This is a genomic window from Stenotrophomonas sp. 93052_Sma (assembly GCF_056481145.1).
The window spans coordinates 3,804,723-3,822,055 of sequence record NZ_CM151134.1; the positions used below are offsets into that span (position 1 = coordinate 3,804,723).

General features: G+C 68.3%; 8 protein-coding genes and 2 pseudogenes. 5 read left to right on the forward strand and 5 right to left on the reverse strand.

Annotation, left to right across the window (positions count from 1 at the left end):
• Positions 1-104 precede the first annotated feature (104 nt).
• Positions 105-644, reverse strand: coding sequence for a hypothetical protein (locus tag ACZK2V_RS17890; RefSeq protein ID WP_428999591.1), 540 nt, complete (start codon positions 642-644; stop codon positions 105-107).
• Positions 641-3,079: a penicillin-binding protein 1B gene (mrcB, locus tag ACZK2V_RS17895; RefSeq protein WP_486322637.1), complete on the reverse strand. Its 2,439-nt coding sequence runs from the start codon at positions 3,077-3,079 to the stop codon at positions 641-643. The genes ACZK2V_RS17890 and mrcB overlap by 4 nt, the downstream gene beginning before the upstream one ends.
• A gap of 96 nt (positions 3,080-3,175) precedes the next feature.
• On the opposite strand from mrcB, the gene ACZK2V_RS17900 reads away from it, so the two are divergent.
• Complete coding sequence (locus tag ACZK2V_RS17900) at positions 3,176-5,275, forward strand: glycosyltransferase (RefSeq protein ID WP_154264218.1); 2,100 nt, start codon at positions 3,176-3,178, stop codon at positions 5,273-5,275.
• On the opposite strand, the pseudogene ACZK2V_RS17905 reads toward ACZK2V_RS17900, so the two are convergent.
• Positions 5,272-6,836, reverse strand: a pseudogene (locus tag ACZK2V_RS17905) (hypothetical protein). The gene ACZK2V_RS17900 and the pseudogene ACZK2V_RS17905 sit on opposite strands and share 4 nt — an antisense overlap.
• A 30-nt stretch (positions 6,837-6,866) precedes the next feature.
• Positions 6,867-9,023: a RelA/SpoT family protein gene (locus ACZK2V_RS17910; RefSeq protein WP_154264220.1), complete on the reverse strand. Its 2,157-nt coding sequence runs from the start codon at positions 9,021-9,023 to the stop codon at positions 6,867-6,869.
• A gap of 130 nt (positions 9,024-9,153) precedes the next feature.
• On the opposite strand from ACZK2V_RS17910, the gene ACZK2V_RS17915 reads away from it, so the two are divergent.
• Entirely contained in the window at positions 9,154-9,690 is a 537-nt protein-coding gene (locus tag ACZK2V_RS17915) for a hypothetical protein (protein WP_032130197.1), read from the forward strand.
• Between the two features lie 53 nt (positions 9,691-9,743).
• Here ACZK2V_RS17915 and hrpA read toward each other — a convergent pair.
• Positions 9,744-13,824 (reverse strand): annotated as a pseudogene (gene hrpA / locus ACZK2V_RS17920) (ATP-dependent RNA helicase HrpA).
• Between the two features lie 86 nt (positions 13,825-13,910).
• Between hrpA and ACZK2V_RS17925 the strand changes: the two are divergent.
• The 3 genes from ACZK2V_RS17925 to ACZK2V_RS17935 all read left to right on the forward strand — a co-directional run bounded on the left by ACZK2V_RS17925 (position 13,911) and on the right by ACZK2V_RS17935 (position 17,259).
• The gene (locus tag ACZK2V_RS17925; protein ID WP_006439098.1) at positions 13,911-14,459 is read left to right on the forward strand and encodes a Dps family protein; all 549 of its coding nucleotides are present in this window, start codon (positions 13,911-13,913) and stop codon (positions 14,457-14,459) included.
• Positions 14,460-14,984: 525 nt separating this feature from the next.
• Positions 14,985-16,790 (forward strand): DNA helicase RecQ, encoded by a 1,806-nt coding sequence (recQ, locus tag ACZK2V_RS17930; RefSeq protein ID WP_201117124.1) that lies wholly within the window; start codon positions 14,985-14,987, stop codon positions 16,788-16,790.
• A gap of 85 nt (positions 16,791-16,875) precedes the next feature.
• The gene (locus ACZK2V_RS17935) at positions 16,876-17,259 is read left to right on the forward strand and encodes a CopL family metal-binding regulatory protein (protein WP_201117126.1); all 384 of its coding nucleotides are present in this window, start codon (positions 16,876-16,878) and stop codon (positions 17,257-17,259) included.
• Positions 17,260-17,333: the final 74 nt, after the last annotated feature.

The following is a 17,333-nucleotide window of genomic DNA, read 5'->3' on the forward strand; positions in this document are numbered from 1 at the left end:
GGGTTTACGGCGTGTCCTGCACGCCCCACCTACCCGGCCCATCACCTGTATCCATCAGTGCGAGCGCGCCGCAGAGGGGGCAGCGCCCGATGGAGTGGAATACCTCAGTACCGCTTGATCCCCGGCACCGTGCAGCCTTCCAGCTGCGCATGCGCGGACACCGCGTTCTCCTTCTCGCCGCGCGCCAGACGCGACTGCTCGATCGTCGCCCAGTGCCGGCGGCACAGCGGCCCGGTCTTCGAGCCCAGATCCACCGCCTTGCGCGCGAACGTCTCAGCCTGTGCCCATTGGCCCTGCAACAGCGCCAGCTCGGCACGCTCCTGCAGCACCGCCGGGTCACCGGCCACGATTTCCAGCGCGTGGTCCAGGCTGCTGGCGGCACCGGCCAGGTCGTTGGCCTGGCGCTGCGTCTGTGCGGTCACCCGCAGGTCCTCCACCTGCGAATCACGCAGCGGCTGCACCGACAGCTCCTTGTCGTCCGGACCTGCGGCCGCTTCCACCGCAGCCAGGCGCTGTGCCGGCGTGGTGGTATCAACCGGCGGCTTGGCCACCGGCGGTGCGCTGCTGACGCAGGCGGCCAGGGCCAGGCTGAGGCCGGTCAGGGCCAGGGGCTGCAGCAGGGATCGCATGTTCATCGGCATCATCGGCTCGGGGGAGGAGTGGCGGCGGCGGGCGCCGCGGCAGGTTCAGCAGGCGGCTCAGGCTTGCGGTCCAGGCCGAACCAGCTACGCCAGCCACCGCCCTCGCCTTCGGCACCCTGCCCGTCCGGCGACACCGCCGGCGCACACGGTGCATAGGCCGGCGCATAGCCCACCACGAACGGGAAACGACGCGCGCCCGGACAGCCTTCATCCGTGCTGTTGAGTCCGGTCGGCGCCACCGACTGCCAGTCCAGGCCCTTATTACTGACCCGCAGCGGCGCACTCGGCAGGCGCTGGAAGATGCCCGACCAGACCCGCATCGCGCCGGTGGCACCGTACAGGCCGGCCTGCTCGTTCTGGTCGTTGCCGATCCAGATCACCGCCAGATGATCGCCGGTGTAACCGGCGTACCAGCTGTCGCGGCCATCGTTGGTGGTACCGGTCTTGCCGGCCGGCTGCAGGCGGCCGAGGCCATCGGCGTTCAGGCGCTGCGCGGTGCCGCTGGCAACCACCTGCTGCAGGCCGACACTGATCAGGTTGGCGGCAATCGAGTCGCCTTCCTGGGCCGGTGCCGGGGTCTTGTCGTAACGCTTGAGCAGCTTGCCCTGCGGATCGAGCACGCCACGCACCGCATGCAGCGGCTGGATTTCGCCACCGGACGCGAGGAACTGGTACAGCTGGGCCATCGCGTACGGGCTCTGGTCGGTCGAACCGAGAATCACCGCCGGATTCGCCTCGGCCTTGATGCCGGCCAGCACGTGGATGAGCTGGGTCACACGCTCGGGGCCGACCTGCATGCCCACGCGCACCGTGGCCTGGTTGTAGGAATGCGCCAGCGCGTCGATCAGGCGCACGGTGCCGTGGCTGCGGTTGTCCGCGTTGCCCGGGTTCCAGTTGCGGCCGCGGCCGAGCTGGACGGTCACCGGTGAATCGTCGACCCAGCTGGCCAGCGAGTAGCGATCCGGCTGCGCCAACGCGAGCAGGTACACGAACGGCTTGAGCAACGAGCCGACCGGGCGCTGTGCCTCGATGGCGCGGTTGAAGCCGACTTCGGACACTTCACGGCTGCCGATCACCGCCAGCACGTCACCGTTGTGCACGTCGGTCAGCACCATGCCGGCCTGCAGTTCGGGGCGACGCTTGCTCTCCAGCGACTTGATGGTGCGGGTCACCGCGCCTTCGGCATAGGCCTGCGCGGATGGCGACATACCGGTCATCACGCTCAGGCCGGCGCCCTGCAGGGCAGATTCCGGATAGTCATGGCCGAGCTGGCGGCGGACCAGATCGACATAGGCGGGGAAGCGGTTGGCGGCAACCAGGCCCGGCGTCTTGGGCACGCCCAGCGGGGCCTTCAACGCACGCTGGTACTCGGCGTCATCGATCAGCGTGGCTTCGTGCAGTTTGCCCAGCACGAAGTTGCGGCGATCCAGCGCGCGTTCCGGATTGCGCCGCGGGTCGTAGAAGGACGGGCCCTTGACCAGGCCGATCAGCAGCGCGATCTGCTCGGTCTCCAGCGACTGCAGGTCGCGACCGAACCAGAACTCGGCGCCAGAGGACATGCCATGGATGGCCTGGCTGCCACGCTGGCCCAGGTACACCTGGTTGAGGTAGGCCTCGAAGATGGTGCGCTTGTCGTAGCGCGCTTCCATGATCAGCGCGTAGAGCACTTCGTTGAATTTGCGGGTAACCGTCTGCTCCTTGCCGATGCCGAGCAGGCCGCTGCGGGCCAGCTGCTGGGTCAGCGTAGAGGCGCCCTGGCGGCTCTGGCCACCGGAGCGGATGGTCACCCACACCGCACGGGCGATGCCGGACAGGTCGATGCCGTGGTGGCGGTTGAAGTCCTTGTCCTCCACCGCCTGCAGGCCGGTCACCAGCAGGTCCGGCGCCTCGTCCATGCGGATCAGGCGGCGTTCTTCCTGCTTCTGGCCGTACAGGGTGGCGATGCGGGCCGGGTCCAACCGCGCGGCCTTCAAGGCCTTGCGGTTGTCGGCGTCGCGCAGCGAGGCGACCGCACCATCGGCCAGTGACAACTCGAGCCGGCGCGGGGCAACCCGGCCATCGACGTCGTTGTAGCCGCGGCTGGAGATGACGAAGCGCCCGCCGTTCACCGCATAGGTGGCCGGCTCCTTGCCCTGGCCGTCATCGCGGTAGGCGGAGGCGGCCAGCTCGGTCTTCAGCGTGGACGCATCCATCGCCTTGCCGGGGGTGAGCACCAGTGGGCGCGCGTAGACGCGCGTCGGGATCTGCCAGCGCAGCTCGCCGAAACGCTGGGTCACCTGCTGGTTCAGGTACAGCGTATAGGGAATGAGGAAACCCAATCCCAACGCGACCGCAGCCATGCTCCAGGTGATCAGCCGGCGCCGCCACAGCGGGCCGCTGTCCTGCTGGTCGTCGTCGTCGAAATCGTCGATGTCGTCGGAATCGTAGCGTCGGGGCACGGGAATGCGAGAATGTAGGGTCTGGCGAGTCTACCCCAGCCGCTGCGGCTGGCGAATTCTCCCGGGTTCCCCTGCTTAAGCTGGAGTTGCAACCGGATGGCGATGTCTCTGGCCGAGATCCGATACCTGATCAACCGCCTCACGGGCCTGGCCCGCCGGAGCCTGGCCAGCCTGCGTACCCGTGGGTGGCGGGCGACCTGGCAGCGCATCCGCGTGCATACCCAGCGCGCCGTTCCCGCGCCGCGAACGCCGCTGTTCCTGCCGCCGGCACAGGATTTCGCCCCCTTCACGGTGCCGTTCAGCGAAACGCCGGAAGTGAGTATCGTCATCCCGGTCTACAACCACGTCGGCCATACCCTGGCCTGCCTGCGCGCCCTGGCGGCACATCCGCCGCTGGCGGCGTGCGAGATCCTGGTCGTGGATGACGGCAGCAGCGACGCCACCGTGCAGTGGATGCCGCAGGTCGCCGGACTGCGCTATGAGGTGCGCGAGCACAACGGCGGCTTCATCGAGGCCTGCAACGATGGCGTGTCGCGCGCACGCGGCCGCTATGTGGTGCTGCTCAACAACGATACGGTGCCACAGCCGGGCTGGCTGGATGCCCTGCTGGACACGTTCGCCAGCACACCCGACGCCGGCCTGGTCGGCAGCCAGCTGCTGTACCCGGATGGCCGCCTGCAGGAATCAGGGGGTGTGATCTTCGCCAACGGCAGCGGCTGGAGCTACGGCCGTTTCGAGGCGGCGGACGACCCACGCTTTGCCAGCCTGCGGGACGTCGACTACTGCTCCGGCGCGGCGCTGATGCTGCCGCGCGCCCTCTGGCAGCAGCTGGGCGGCTTCGATACCCGTTACAAGCCGGCGTACTACGAGGACACCGATCTGGCCTTCCGCGTTCGCGCCCGGGGCCTGCGTGTGCTGGTGCAACCAGCCAGCCGGGTGATCCACGATGAAGGCACCAGCAACGGCACCGATACCGGCAGCGGGGTGAAGGCCTACCAGGTGCGCAACCAGGCCATCTTCGCCGCCCGCTGGGCCACCGAGCTGGCCCGCCATCCGGCGGTGGGCGAAGTGCCGTCACCCGCGCTGCTGCTGCGTGGCCGACGCCAGGTGTTGATCCTGGACGAGGAAGTACCCCAACCGGATCGCGATTCGGCGTCACTGCGCCAGGTGAACCTGATCCGCCTGCTGCTGCAGGGCGGCGCTCATGTGGTGTTTGTTCCCACCCGCCGCGAACATGGCGGTGCCGCCACCGAAGCACTGCAGCGGATGGGCGTGGAAGTCTGGTATGCGCCGTTCCTCGATGGCGTCGCCAGCTGGCTGCGAACGCACGGTGCGCGTTTCCACGTGGCGCTGCTGGTCCGCCACCATGTCGCCCACGAGTGCCTGCCGCTGCTGAAGCGCTATGCGCCGCAGGCCCGCACCGTGTTCGACACCGTGGACCTGCACTACCTGCGCGAACGTCGTGGTGCCGAAGTCGCCGGTGATGCCGGGTTGCTGCGCGCCGCCGAGCGCACCCGCGCCAGCGAGCTGGCGGTGATGGAGCAGTGCGACGTCACCGTGCTGGTCAGTGCCGCCGAGCGCGAGCAGCTGCAGGCCGACGCCCCTTCCGTGCAGGTGGAGCTGATCTCCAACCTGCACGACGTCGCCGGCGCCGGCAAGCCGTTCGAACAGCGCCATGATCTGGTGTTTGTCGGCGGCTTCCGTCATCCGCCGAACCTGGATGCCATGGAGTGGTTCATCGGCGAAGTCTTTGCCGGCATCCGCGCCCGCCTGCCCGAGGTACGCCTGCACTGCATCGGTGCCGCCACACCGGAATCGCTGCTGGCATTGGCCGCACGCCAGCCCGGCGTGCAGATGCACGGTTTCGTCGAGGACATCACGCCCTACATGGACGGCGCACGCATTTCCATCGCGCCGCTGCGTTTCGGCGCCGGCGTGAAGGGCAAGATCAACCTGAGCATGGCCCATGGCCAGCCGGTGGTAGGTACCACCTGCGCTGTAGAAGGAATGCACCTGCACCCGGGCCAGGACGTGCTGGTGGCCGATGATGCGGCGGGCTTCGCCGATGCGGTGGTCCGCCTGTACCAGGATCCGCAGCTGTGGCAGCAGTTGTCCGACGCCGGCCTGGCCAACATCGCAGAGCACTTCTCCCTCGACGCTGCCCGCGCGACCGTGCAGCGGGTGTTCTTCATCTAATCCGGGCGACCGCCGGCGCGGCGCAGGCGGTCTTCGAACGCCGGCAGCTCGGCCAGGTCCGGTTGCAGCAACCGGGCCTGTTCGGCGGCGTGTGCCGCGAAAGCCAGATCGCCGTTGCCGAGCCGTTCGCTGCCGATCGCCAGCCAGCGCTGGGCCAGGCGCAGGCGTGCCGAGGGAAGCCCGGCCGCGGTCGGCGATAGAGTCTGCCACGCCTGCAGGCAGGCACCGGCCGCCTGCACGCGATTCTGCCGCAGGTTGTCGTCGAAGCAGCGGCGACTGGCGGGCAGCAGCCGCGCTGCGGCAGCCTTCACCCGTGCATCGCGTGGCGCCAGTGACTGCGCTTCGCGCAACGCGTCGAACGCACTGTGCCCGGGGGGCTGATCCATTGCCCGGCACGTTCGGCGCGCTCGATCCTGCGCAGGTGGTCGCGCAGTTGGCGCTCGCGCTGCGTGTTGCTGACCGCCGGCTGCTGCAGCGCCTTCTGCGCCTGTTGGGCGCGCTGCAGGCGTTGCGCGAGCTGCTGTTGCGCCGCCGGCGAAGCACCCAGTTCCGCTGCCAGTGCGGCATCGGCCTGCGCCGCTTCGAACTGGAAATCGTCGGCCTGCTTCTGGCTGCGTGCCAGCACCGCCTGCAAGGTCTGTTCGCGGCCGCGCTGGGCACTGGAATCATCAACCGCCACTGCCAGCACGGCGAGGAATCCCTTCGCTGCGGATTCCAGCTGCCGACGCTGCAAGGCGCGCTGGGCCTGGCGCAGGCGCTGGTCGACGGCCTGTGCCAATGCTTCCTGGCTGGCGGGCAGATCGGCGTGGCCGGCATCGAACTGGCGCGCACGCTGCAGCATCGCGGCTGCCTCGGCCAGCTCGCCGCGCCCGGCCAGGATGCGGACCTGCTGCAGCAGATCGCTCAGTGCGTCCTCGCGACCTTCCAGCGCCGGCAGATTGTCCGGCTGCAGTACCAGGATGCGCTGGAACAGGGGCAGCGCGCTGCTGTCACCGTCGTCCAGCCGGCCCGCTGCAAAGGCGTTGCGCGCCTGCGCCAGCAGTGCACCGATGCCGGCGCCTGCGCTGCGCCGGGCCTGCAGCTGGCGTGCCACGGCATCCGCATCGCCCTGCGGCACCTGCAGTTCCCGGGCCAGTGCCAGCGCCTGCGCGCTGCCTTCGAGGTCGTTGGCCTGCAGTTTTTCGCTGGCCTGCTGCAGGGCCGCGGCGCCGGTACGGGCCAGCCCCTCACGGGCCTGCGGACGATCACCATCCAGCGCCAGCACGGCCTGGTAGCGCTCACGCGCACCACTGCCATCGGCGGCACTCAGCCGCCCGGCCGCCAGTGCGCGATCGCCTTCGGCCAGCAACTGTTCAATCTGAGGCTCATCCCAGAACCAGTCGGCCAGCGGCTTGCGCAGCAGCACCAGCAGCACGAACACCGCCAGCGCCGCGACCAGCGCCCAGCGCCACACCCGGCGCGCGTGACGTGCCTGCAGCCACCACCAACGGCCTTCGCGGCGGACGCGGTCCAGCGCAGGATGTTCAGCGCCATGCGGGCGATGCGGAGGCTCGCGTTCCATGCGTGCAGGGTAGCCGGGGCAGCGTGAAGCTCAGCCGAGGCGACGCGCCTCGCTCACGCCGGGCAGCGCATCCAGCTTGCCCAGCAGGGTCGACAGCTGGCCGTAGTCGCTCACCTTCAGGCGCAGGCGCAGGTGGGCACGGCCACTGTTGCGCACGTTGTCACTGTGGATGTCGAGCACGTAGGCGTCTTCCTGGGCGATCAGGTTGGTGATGTCCTTCAGCAGCCAGCGGCGGTCGACCGCAGTGACCACCACGTCCACTTCGTAGCCGCCACCGGCCTGGCCCCACTCCACCGGCAGGATGCGCTGCGGGCTGGTGGCTGCCAGCCGGGCCAGCGCGGCACAGTCTGCACGATGCACGGTGACACCACGGCTACGGGTCAGGTAGCCGACGATCGGTTCACCGGCCACTGGCTGGCAGCAACGCGCCAGCTGCACCAGCAGGTTGCCCACGCCCTGCACGGTGAACTTGGACTTGCCCAGGTTCTCGCGGCGCGCGGTCGGCCGCGGCAGGGCTGGCGCGGGCGCCGGCTGGCTCGCTGCACGTTCGGCTTCCAGCAGGGTACGACTGACCTGGTTCGGGCCGGTGTCACCGAGCGCCACCTGGATGTAGAGGTCGTCAACGCTGTCGGCATGGAACTTCTTCGCCGCCACCGCCAGATCAGAATGCTGCAGGCCCAGACGCTTCAGCTCGCGCTCGAGCAGTTCGCGCCCGGCCTGCACGTTGCGCACGCGGTCCAGCTTGTGGAACCAGCTGCGTACTTTTTCGCGCGAGCGGTTGCTGGCCAGGAAGCCGTTGGCCGGCATCAGCCAGTCGCGGCGCGGATCGGCCTCCTTGCCGGTCAGGATCTCGACGCGGTCGCCGCTGCGCAGGCGGTAGGTCAGCGGCACGATACGGCCATTGACCTTCGCACCACGGCAGCGGTGGCCCACCATCGTGTGCACCTGGTAGGCGAAATCGAGCGGCGTGGCGCCCTGCGGCAGGTCCAGCACCTCGTCCTTCGGGCTCAGTGCATAGACCCGGTCCTCGGTCAGCTCGGCATCGAGCGCCCCGGCCAGTTCATTGCCCTGCCCGTCCTGCGCCTGCTCCAGCAGCTGGCGCATCCAGGTGATCTTGCGGTCGAAGGACTTCTCCGCGCCCTTGCCGCCTTCCTTGTACTTCCAGTGCGCGGCCACGCCCAGCTCGGCCTGCGAATGCATCTCGTGGGTACGGATCTGCACTTCGATGGTGCGCCCTTCCGGGCCGACCACGGCGGTATGCAACGAGCGATAGTCGTTGGCCTTGGGCCGGGCGATGTAGTCGTCGAACTCGCTGGGCACCGGCGCCCACAGTGCATGCACCACGCCCAGCGCGGCGTAGCAGGCGGCGACATCGTCGACCATGACGCGCACCGCACGGATGTCGTACAGCTGGTCGAACGCCAGCCGCTTCTTCTGCATCTTCCGCCAGATGCTGTAGATGTGCTTCGGGCGGCCACTGACCTCGGCCTTGATGCCCTGCGCGACCAGTTCGCGCGACAGCACCTTCTTGACGTTCTCGACGTAACGCTCGCGGGCGATGCGGGTTTCGTCCACCTCCCGCGCAATGCGCCGGTAGGTCTCCGGTTCCAGGTGGCGGAACGCCAGGTCCTCCAGCTCCCACTTCAGCTGCCAGATGCCCAGGCGGTTGGCCAACGGCGCATGGATGTCGCGGGTCAGCTGCGCCAGCGCGCGGCGCTGCTCGTCGTCCAGCTTGTCGGCCGCGCGCATGCGCGCCAGCTGCCGCGCCAGCAGGATGGGCACCACGCGCAGGTCACGGATGATCGCCAGCAGCAGGCGGCGCAGGCCCTCGCTGTTGCGCCCGGCCTCGCGGCCGGCGTGCAGCGCCCACACCGGATCGGCCGCATCCTGGCCATCCAGCAGGCCGATCACTGCGGCCTTGTGGTTGCCCAGCGGCAGTTGCTCCAGGCTGGCGCGCAGGCCGGGCAGATCGAACAGCAGGGCCGCGACCACCGCGCCTTCGTCGGCCGAGAGCATCGCCAGTGCGTCGAGGGTGTCGCCCAGCACCGACCAGCTGGCGCGCATCTGATGGTCGCAGTCCGGCGCTTCCCAGTGCCCGCGCAGGGCCTGGCGCAGCGGAGCAGGCAGCACGGCTGCCGAGGGGCGGTTCAACAAGGCATCCAGGCCGGGGACGGAAGCGCGGTTCACAGCATCGAGCAGGCAAGACAGAGGCCCCTACACTAGCGCCGGCGCCGTTCAGGGACAATCACCGCGGCCACCATCACCCGGCATGAAGACATGCCGCTACACTCGCGGGCAAACCCAGGAGAGTCCCGACATGTCCTCGATCGTCCCGCGTTTCCGCCTACGGCTGCTGGCCTGTGCCGCACTGTTGCTGTCCCTGTCGGCGCCTGCGCTGGCCCAGCGCGTGGTGGAGGGTGACCTGCAGCAGCAGATGTCACCGGCCGAGTTCAAGGCAGCCGGCCTGGACAAGCTCAACGCGCAGGAACTGGCCACGCTGAACCGCTGGCTGCAGGGCAAGGTCGAAGCGGCCACCACCCAGGCGGTTGCAGCCGTACGGGAAACGGCGCGCGAGGAAGGCCGTCAGGAAGTGATCGTGAAGAATCGCGGCTTCTTCGATTTCGGCAGCAGCGAGCCGATCACCGGCGTGCTGCAGGGCGAGTTCCGCGGCTTCGGCAAGGGCCGCGTCTACGTGCTGGACAACGGCCAGGAATGGGAGCAGACCGATGCAAGCACCCTAGCCGGTGTGCGCAAGCAGTCCCCCGCCGTCAGCATCAAGCCCGGTGTGATGGGCGTGTGGTACCTGAAGGTCGACGGCGTGAACACCCAGCCGAAGGTGCGCCGAACCAAGTAACGCCGTGACGTTGCTGCAGAGCCGAGCGTGGGCTCGGCTCTGCAGCAACGACGTCACGCCTGGCGCAATGCGGTCACCCGCTGCGCCAGCTTCTTCGCCGAGATGCCGGTGCGCGCACCCAGCTCCTGCGCGAACAGTGACACCCGCAGCTCTTCCAGATCCCAGCGCAGCGCCTGCCATTGCGGGCGCTCGCGCAGTCCCTGCTGCTCCCCCGCTTCCAGCGCTTCCAGGAACGGATGCAGTTCCAGCATGCGTGCCTGGTCACGTGGCGGATCACGCTTGGCGCGCTCGGTGCGCAGGATCATCGCCTTCAGATAGCGCGGGTACTGCGCCAGCGCGTCGGCCGGCGTGTCGCGCAGGAAGCCGGGATGGATCAGCCCGACCAGCTGCGCTTCCATGTCGTCCAGATTGCCGCGTGCCCAGCCCATCAACGGTGCTTCCAGCATCGGCTTCAGTTCCGCCACCAGGGCCAGGATGGTTTCGGCCAGCTTCAGCCGCGACATGGCCTCGCCGAACAACGCCTTGGCCGCATGCTCACGACGCTGCTCGAAGGCTGCCGCATCGCGGATGTCTTCCAGCCCCTCGGCCAGCACCGCGTTCATCGCCGCATCGACCAGGTCACCACGCAGGCGCTCCTGCGACTCGATCGCCGCATACAACAGGCCGGTCTTGGCACCGACCGGCAGCTGCTTGCGTGCCTGCTTCACCTTCTCGGCCAGGGCAATCTCCAGCAGACGGCGCACGCCCAGCGGATGGGCCTCCAGCGCCTGCTGGCGATCGGCGAAGATGCGCAGCGCCACGCTGTCGCCCTCGTCCAGCAGCGCCGGATAAGCCGGCACACCCGCTTCACCGGGTACCTGCAGCGGAATCGGCGTGGCCGGGAACGTGCGAAGGCCATCGGCGGCCATCTCGCGCCCAGCGCGTGCAGCGAACGCATCGCCGGCACGACCACCGAATTTCGCGCGCAGTGCGTCCAGATCGCGCGAGGTCGCCAGCACCTTGCCCTGTTCGTCGCGCAGGCGCAGGTTCATATGCAGGTGAGGTTCGATCGAACCGGGTTCGAAATCGAGCGCGGTCACCGTTGCGCCGGTCGCACGTGACAGGAAGCGCGCCAGTTCGCCGGTGATGGCATCGGCACTGGGCTGCGGGAACGCCTCGTAGAACGCGCGACCGAAGTCCGGTGCCGGCACGTAGTTGCGGCGCATCGCCTTGGGCAGGCTGCGGATCAGTGCCGAGGCCTTGTCGGCGACGAAACCCGGCGCCAGCCAGCCCAGTTGCGCCGGGTCCAGCGCATTGAGCAGGTGCAGCGGTACGTCCAGGGTCACGCCATCGTCGTCGGCACCCGGCTCGAAGCGGTAATGCAGCGGCAGGCGCGCCTGGCCCAGCGGCAGGTACTTCGGATAGCGCTCCTGTTCGCTGCCCTCACCCGGCAACAGATCGACCAGCGACCAGTGCAGGGTCTTGCGCTGTTCCGGCGCCAGCCCCTTCCACCAGGTATCCAGACCCGCCGCCGAATGGATCTGCGGCGGCACCCGGTCCAGATACCAGCGCGCCTGCCAGTCCTCGTCGGCGACGATGCCGGCGCGGCGCAGCTTGGCTTCTTCCTCGCGGGCGATCTCCAGCACTTTCTGGTTGTCCGCCACGAAGCTGGCGCGGGTGTTGATCTCGCCGGTCACCAGTGCCTGGCGCACGAAGATGTCGTGCGCTTCGCCCGGCGCGATGCGACCGTAGTGCACCGGCTTCTTCGGCGCCAGCACCAGGCCGAACAGGCTGATCTGCTCGGAGGCCAGCACCTGGCCCTGCGCGCGACCAGTGCGGATCGAAGTGCTTGCGCAGCAGCAGGTGCGGCAGTTCGGCGATCACCCAGTCCGGCTCGATCGCCGCCAAGGTCATGCCCCACACCTTCTGCGTATCCAGCAGGTTGGCCACCAGCAGCCACGGCGGCGGCCGCTTGGACAGCGCCGAACCCGGGAACGGCAGGAAGCGGCGCTGGCGTGGCGCCTGGAAATCTCCCTTCTCGGTGCGGTGGCCGATCTGCGTCGGCAGGCCCGCCACCAGCGCCCGATGCAGGGTCTGGTACGCAGCGGCACGCACGCGCTCGCTGAAACCGCCGCCCACCGGCGCCTGTTCCTTCTGCGCACGCACGGCTACCGGCGCCGATGCGGCCTCGGCCTTGCCTTCGCGGGCCAGGCGCGCGGCACGGTGCAGCTGGCCTCGGGTGGCTTTCACTGCGGCGGCATCATCACGCGCCGGGGCCGGTGCACTGCTGCCGGCCAGCAGCGGTGCCATCGAGGCCTCGTTGGCTTCTTCCTTCCAGCCCAGTTCCTCGCACAGCAGGCGCAGTTGGCGATGCAGCTCGCGCCACTCGCGCATGCGCAGGAAGCCAAGGAAGTGGCGGCTGCACCAGTCGCGCAGCTTGGACTGGGTCAGGTCTTCATGGGCCTGCCGATAGGCATCCCACAGGCGCAGCACACCAACGAATTCGGACCGCCCATCGGCGAACTGCGCATGCGCGCTGTCGGCCGCGCCACGCGCTTCGGGCGGGCGCTCGCGCGGGTCCTGGATGCCCAGGAACGAGGCGATCACCAGCATCGGCCGCAGGCAGCCGGCAGCCTGCGCGGCGACCAGCATGCGCGCCAGCTTCACGTCCACCGGCAGGCGTGCCATCTGCTTGCCGATGGTGGTCATGCGCCGCTCGGCGTCGATCGCGCCCAGTTCGGTCAGCTGCTGCCAGCCATCGGCCACCGCACGCTCGTCCGGCGCTTCCAGGAACGGGAACTCTTCGATGCGGCCCAGGCCCAGCTGCAGCATGCGCAGGATCACCCCGGCCAGGCTGGAGCGGCGGATTTCCGGATCGGTGAACTCGGGCCGCGCCTGGAAATCGGCCTCGGCATACAGGCGGTAGCAGATGCCCTCGGCGATACGGCCGCAGCGGCCCTTGCGCTGGTTGGCGCTGGCCTGCGAGATCGGCTCGATGTGCAGGCGGTCCAGCTTGTTGCGCGGGCTGTAGCGCTTGACTCGGGCAAAGCCCGGATCGACCACGTAGCGGATGCGCGGCACCGTCAGCGAGGTTTCCGCCACGTTGGTGGCCAGCACGATGCGCCGGTTCGACCCGGGGTTGAACACCCGGTCCTGGTCCTGGTTGGACAGGCGCGCGTACAGCGGCAGCACCTCGGTATTGCGGTACTTGCGGCGTTCCAGCGACTGGTGCGCATCGCGGATCTCGCGTTCGCCCGGCAGGAAGATCAGCACGTCGCCGCGCGCATCCAGGCGGGTGATTTCGTCGATGGCCGACACGATGGCGTCATTGACGGTGCGTTCGCCCTGGTCTTCGCCCTCGCCTTCCAGCGCGCGGTAGCGCACTTCCACCGGGTAGGTGCGGCCTTCAACGCTGATCACCGGCGCATTGTCGAAATGCTGGGCGAAGCGTTCGGTGTCGATGGTGGCCGAAGTGACGATCAGCTTCAGGTCCGGGCGCTTGCGCAGCAGCTGCTTCAGGTAGCCCAGCAGGAAGTCGATGTTGAGGCTGCGTTCGTGCGCCTCGTCGACGATGATCGTGTCGTAGTTCGACAACCAGCGGTCACTGGCGATTTCCGCCAGCAGGATGCCGTCGGTCATGAACTTGATTCGGCTGTCTTCGCTGACCTTGTCGTTGAAGCGCACCTGGTAGCCGACCAGCTGGCCCAGTTCGCTCTGCAGTTCCTGCGCCACGCGGCTGGCCACCGCACGTGCGGCAATCCGTCGCGGCTGGGTGCAGCCGATCATGCCGGCCTGGCCACGGCCTGCGGCCAAGCACAGTTTCGGCAGCTGGGTGGTCTTGCCCGAGCCGGTTTCACCGGCGATCACCACGACCTGGTGGTCGCGGATCAGACCGATGATGGCGTCGGCTTCACGCGCAATCGGCAGCTGCGGGTCCAGAGTAATGGACGGCTGCTGCAGCGCCCGCACCTGCCGGCGCTGCACCGACGCCTGCAAGGCCTGCTCGAAGGTGGCGGCCAGTGCCGCATCCTGTGGCTTGGCCTGGCAACGCGAGAGCATTCCCAGCAAACGGCCCCGGTCGCGGCTCATGGCGCCGTCGATAGCGGCACGCTGTTGGCGCAGGCGGGGCGATGGATTTTTATCGATAGAGTTCATCAATCGGTTCGTTCAAAACTTTGAAAGCGACCAGTCATCACGACCGGTTTATTGTGAAGGCCAACGATTCCACAAGGAGGAACCCCATGGCGAAGACCAAGAGCACGACCAAGGCCAAGACCGGCAAGCAGAAGCTTGCAGCGGCGGCACCGTCGGCGCCGAACATCGATATCGGGATCACCCAGGGCGACCGCAAGAAGATCGCCGACGGTCTGTCGCGCTTCCAGGCTGATGCGTTCACGCTCTACCTGAAGACGCACAACTTCCACTGGAATGTAACGGGGTCGATGTTCAACTCGCTGCACACCATGTTCGAGACGCAGTACACCGAGCAGTGGGCGGCACTGGACGACGTGGCCGAGCGCATCCGCGCGCTGGGCTTCAATGCCCCGGGCTCCTACCGGGAATTCGCTGCGCTGACCTCGATCGCCGAGGAACCGGGCCTTACCGACAGTGCGGACTGGCGTGAAATGGTACGCCAGTTGGTGGTCGCCAACGAAGCGGTCTGCCGTACGGCACGTGAAGTGCTGGACGTGGCGGCCAAGGGTGACGACGCCCCGACCGAGGATCTGATGACCCAGCGCCTGCAGACCCATGAGAAGTACGCCTGGATGCTGCGCTCGCTGCTGCAGTAAGGGTTGGGGGTGTTCGGCAGGGCTGCGCCCTGCACCCGCAGAGGCCTTGAAGCCAAGGCCAGAGCCAGAGCAGAAGCTGGCTATCCGTGGGTTGGCGGGGTGGGTCCGGTTGCGGGGGACGCCGTAAATCCATCCATGGCGCTCACGCCCCCGCAACCGGCCCCCCCCCCCCGCCTTCGACAGTTTTTCGCGATCTGCCGGGACAGCGTCCGCTCTGGTAGGTGTCGACCTTGGTCGACACAGATGAATTCACTCGATATCTGACAGATGTGTCGACCAAGGTCGACACCTACCAACAGCCGCGTGAACCTGTCGAAGGCGGGGCGGTGTCGGATTGGGGGGTGTCAGCCGCATGGATGCGGCTGCCAAGCCTACACGGACGTACTTGCGGCGTCCCCGCAATCCGACACCGCCCCGCCAACCCACGGATCACCCCAGAGCCGGCTGTTGCCTTTGAGGTTGCTCTGGCTTGTAGCAGGTGCAGGGCGCAGCCCTGCCGAACCCCCGCCGGGGTAAACTAGCCGGATGGCTTCCCGTCCCGCGCACGACCTGCTTCAACGCGTCTTTGGTTACGACGATTTCCGTGGTCCCCAGCAGGACATCGTGGAGCATGTGGCTGCCGGTCATGATGCCCTGGTGCTGATGCCCACCGGCGGCGGCAAGTCGCTCTGCTACCAGGTGCCGGCCCTGCTGCGTGACGGTTGCGGCATCGTCATCTCGCCGCTGATCGCACTGATGCAGGACCAGGTCGAAGCCCTGCGCCAGCTCGGCGTGCGCGCCGAGTACCTGAATTCAACCCTGGATGCCGAGACCGCCGGCCGCGTCGAGCGCGAGCTGCTCGCCGGCGAACTGGACATGCTGTATGTCGCCCCTGAGCGGCTGCTGACCGGGCGTTTCCTGTCGCTGCTGTCGCGCAGCCAGATCGCCCTGTTCGCCATCGACGAAGCACACTGCGTGTCGCAGTGGGGCCATGACTTCCGCCCCGAATATCGCCAGTTGACCGTGCTGCACGAGCGTTGGCCGCAGATCCCGCGGATCGCGCTGACCGCCACCGCCGATCCGCCGACCCAGCGCGAGATCGCCGAGCGCCTCGATCTGCAGGAAGCGCGCCATTTTGTCAGTTCCTTCGACCGTCCCAACATCCGCTACACCGTGGTGCAGAAGGACAACGCCCGCAAGCAGCTGACCGACTTCCTGCGCGGCCACCGCGGCGAGGCCGGCATCGTCTACTGCATGTCGCGGCGCAAGGTCGAAGAGACCGCTGAATTCCTCAACGGCCAGGGCTTCAACGCCCTGCCCTACCATGCCGGCCTGCCACCGGAAGTACGCGCCAGCAACCAGCGCCGCTTCCTGCGCGAGGATGGCATCGTGATGTGCGCCACCATCGCCTTCGGCATGGGCATCGACAAGCCGGACGTGCGCTTTGTCGCGCATACCGACCTGCCCAAGTCGATGGAAGGCTACTACCAGGAAACCGGCCGCGCCGGCCGCGATGGCGAGGCCGCCGAGGCCTGGCTGTGCTACGGCCTGGGCGACGTGGTGCTGCTCAAGCAGATGATCGAGCAGTCCGAAGCCGGCGAAGAGCGCAAGCAGCTGGAGCGGTCCAAGCTGGACCACCTGCTGGGCTACTGCGAATCCATGCAGTGCCGCCGCCAGGTGCTGCTGGCCGGTTTCGGCGAGACCTATCCCCAGCCCTGCGGCAACTGCGACAACTGCCTGACCCCGCCCGCCTCCTGGGACGCGACCATTCCGGCGCAGAAGGCGCTGAGCTGTGTCTATCGCAGCGGCCAGCGCTTCGGCGTCGGTCACCTGATCGATGTGCTGCGCGGCAGCGAGAACGAAAAGGTGAAGCAGCAGGGCCACGACAAGCTCAGCACCTATGCGATCGGCCGCGACCTCGACGCGCGCACCTGGCGCAGCGTATTCCGCCAACTGGTCGCCGCCAGCCTGCTGGAAGTGGACAGCGAGGGCCACGGTGGCCTGCGCCTGACCGATGCAAGCCGCGACGTGCTGACCGGCCGCCGCCAGATCAGCATGCGCCGCGACCCGGCCAGCAGCACCAGCGGGCGCGAGCGCAGCGCGCAGCGCACCGGCCTGTCGGTGCTGCCGCAGGATCTGGCCCTGTTCAACGCCCTGCGCGGCCTGCGTGCCGAACTGGCCCGCGAACAGAACGTGCCGGCCTTCGTGATCTTCCACGACAGCACCCTGCGCAACATCGCCGAACAGCGCCCGACCAGCCTGGATGAACTGGCCAGGGTCGGCGGCATCGGTGGCACCAAGCTGAGCCGCTACGGCCCGCGCCTAGTGGAGATCGTGCGCGAAGAAGGGTAGCGGCTCCACATTGGTGCTGGTCCAACCTTGAACCGGCCATTCAGCCGGAAGTGCATCCGCGCCCGCTTGCAGCTAGATTAGCGCCATGTCCCTGGCCTCGACCCTGCTCCGTGTCGTGCTCATGCTCAGCCTGTTGCTCAACGGGCTGAACGCGGCCATGGCCAGTGGTCACGAGGAAATGGGCCGGATGGCGCACGCCGTGGCCATTGCCGCCGACGGCGGTGACCCTGACTGCCACCATCACGCGGGTATGCAGGCCGACGAGGCCCCGCAGGCCAAGGCCCCGCCCCACGACGCCCACTGCCAGATCAAGGACTGCGTGCGCAGCTGCGCCCAGCACCCGCTGCTGGTGGTGCAGCCGTTGCCGTTCATGGCCGGTCCGACGTTGTCGCTGGCCCCGCAGCCGATGCCGGCCACTGGCCGTCCGGCGCCGCCACTGCCGCCGATTTCGCGTCCTCCCATCGGCTGATTCCACACGCACCGTGCGCCTTGCGCACCGCAGCCGGCCGCCTGCCGGCGTCTTTACGTGTCTGGAGTCACCAC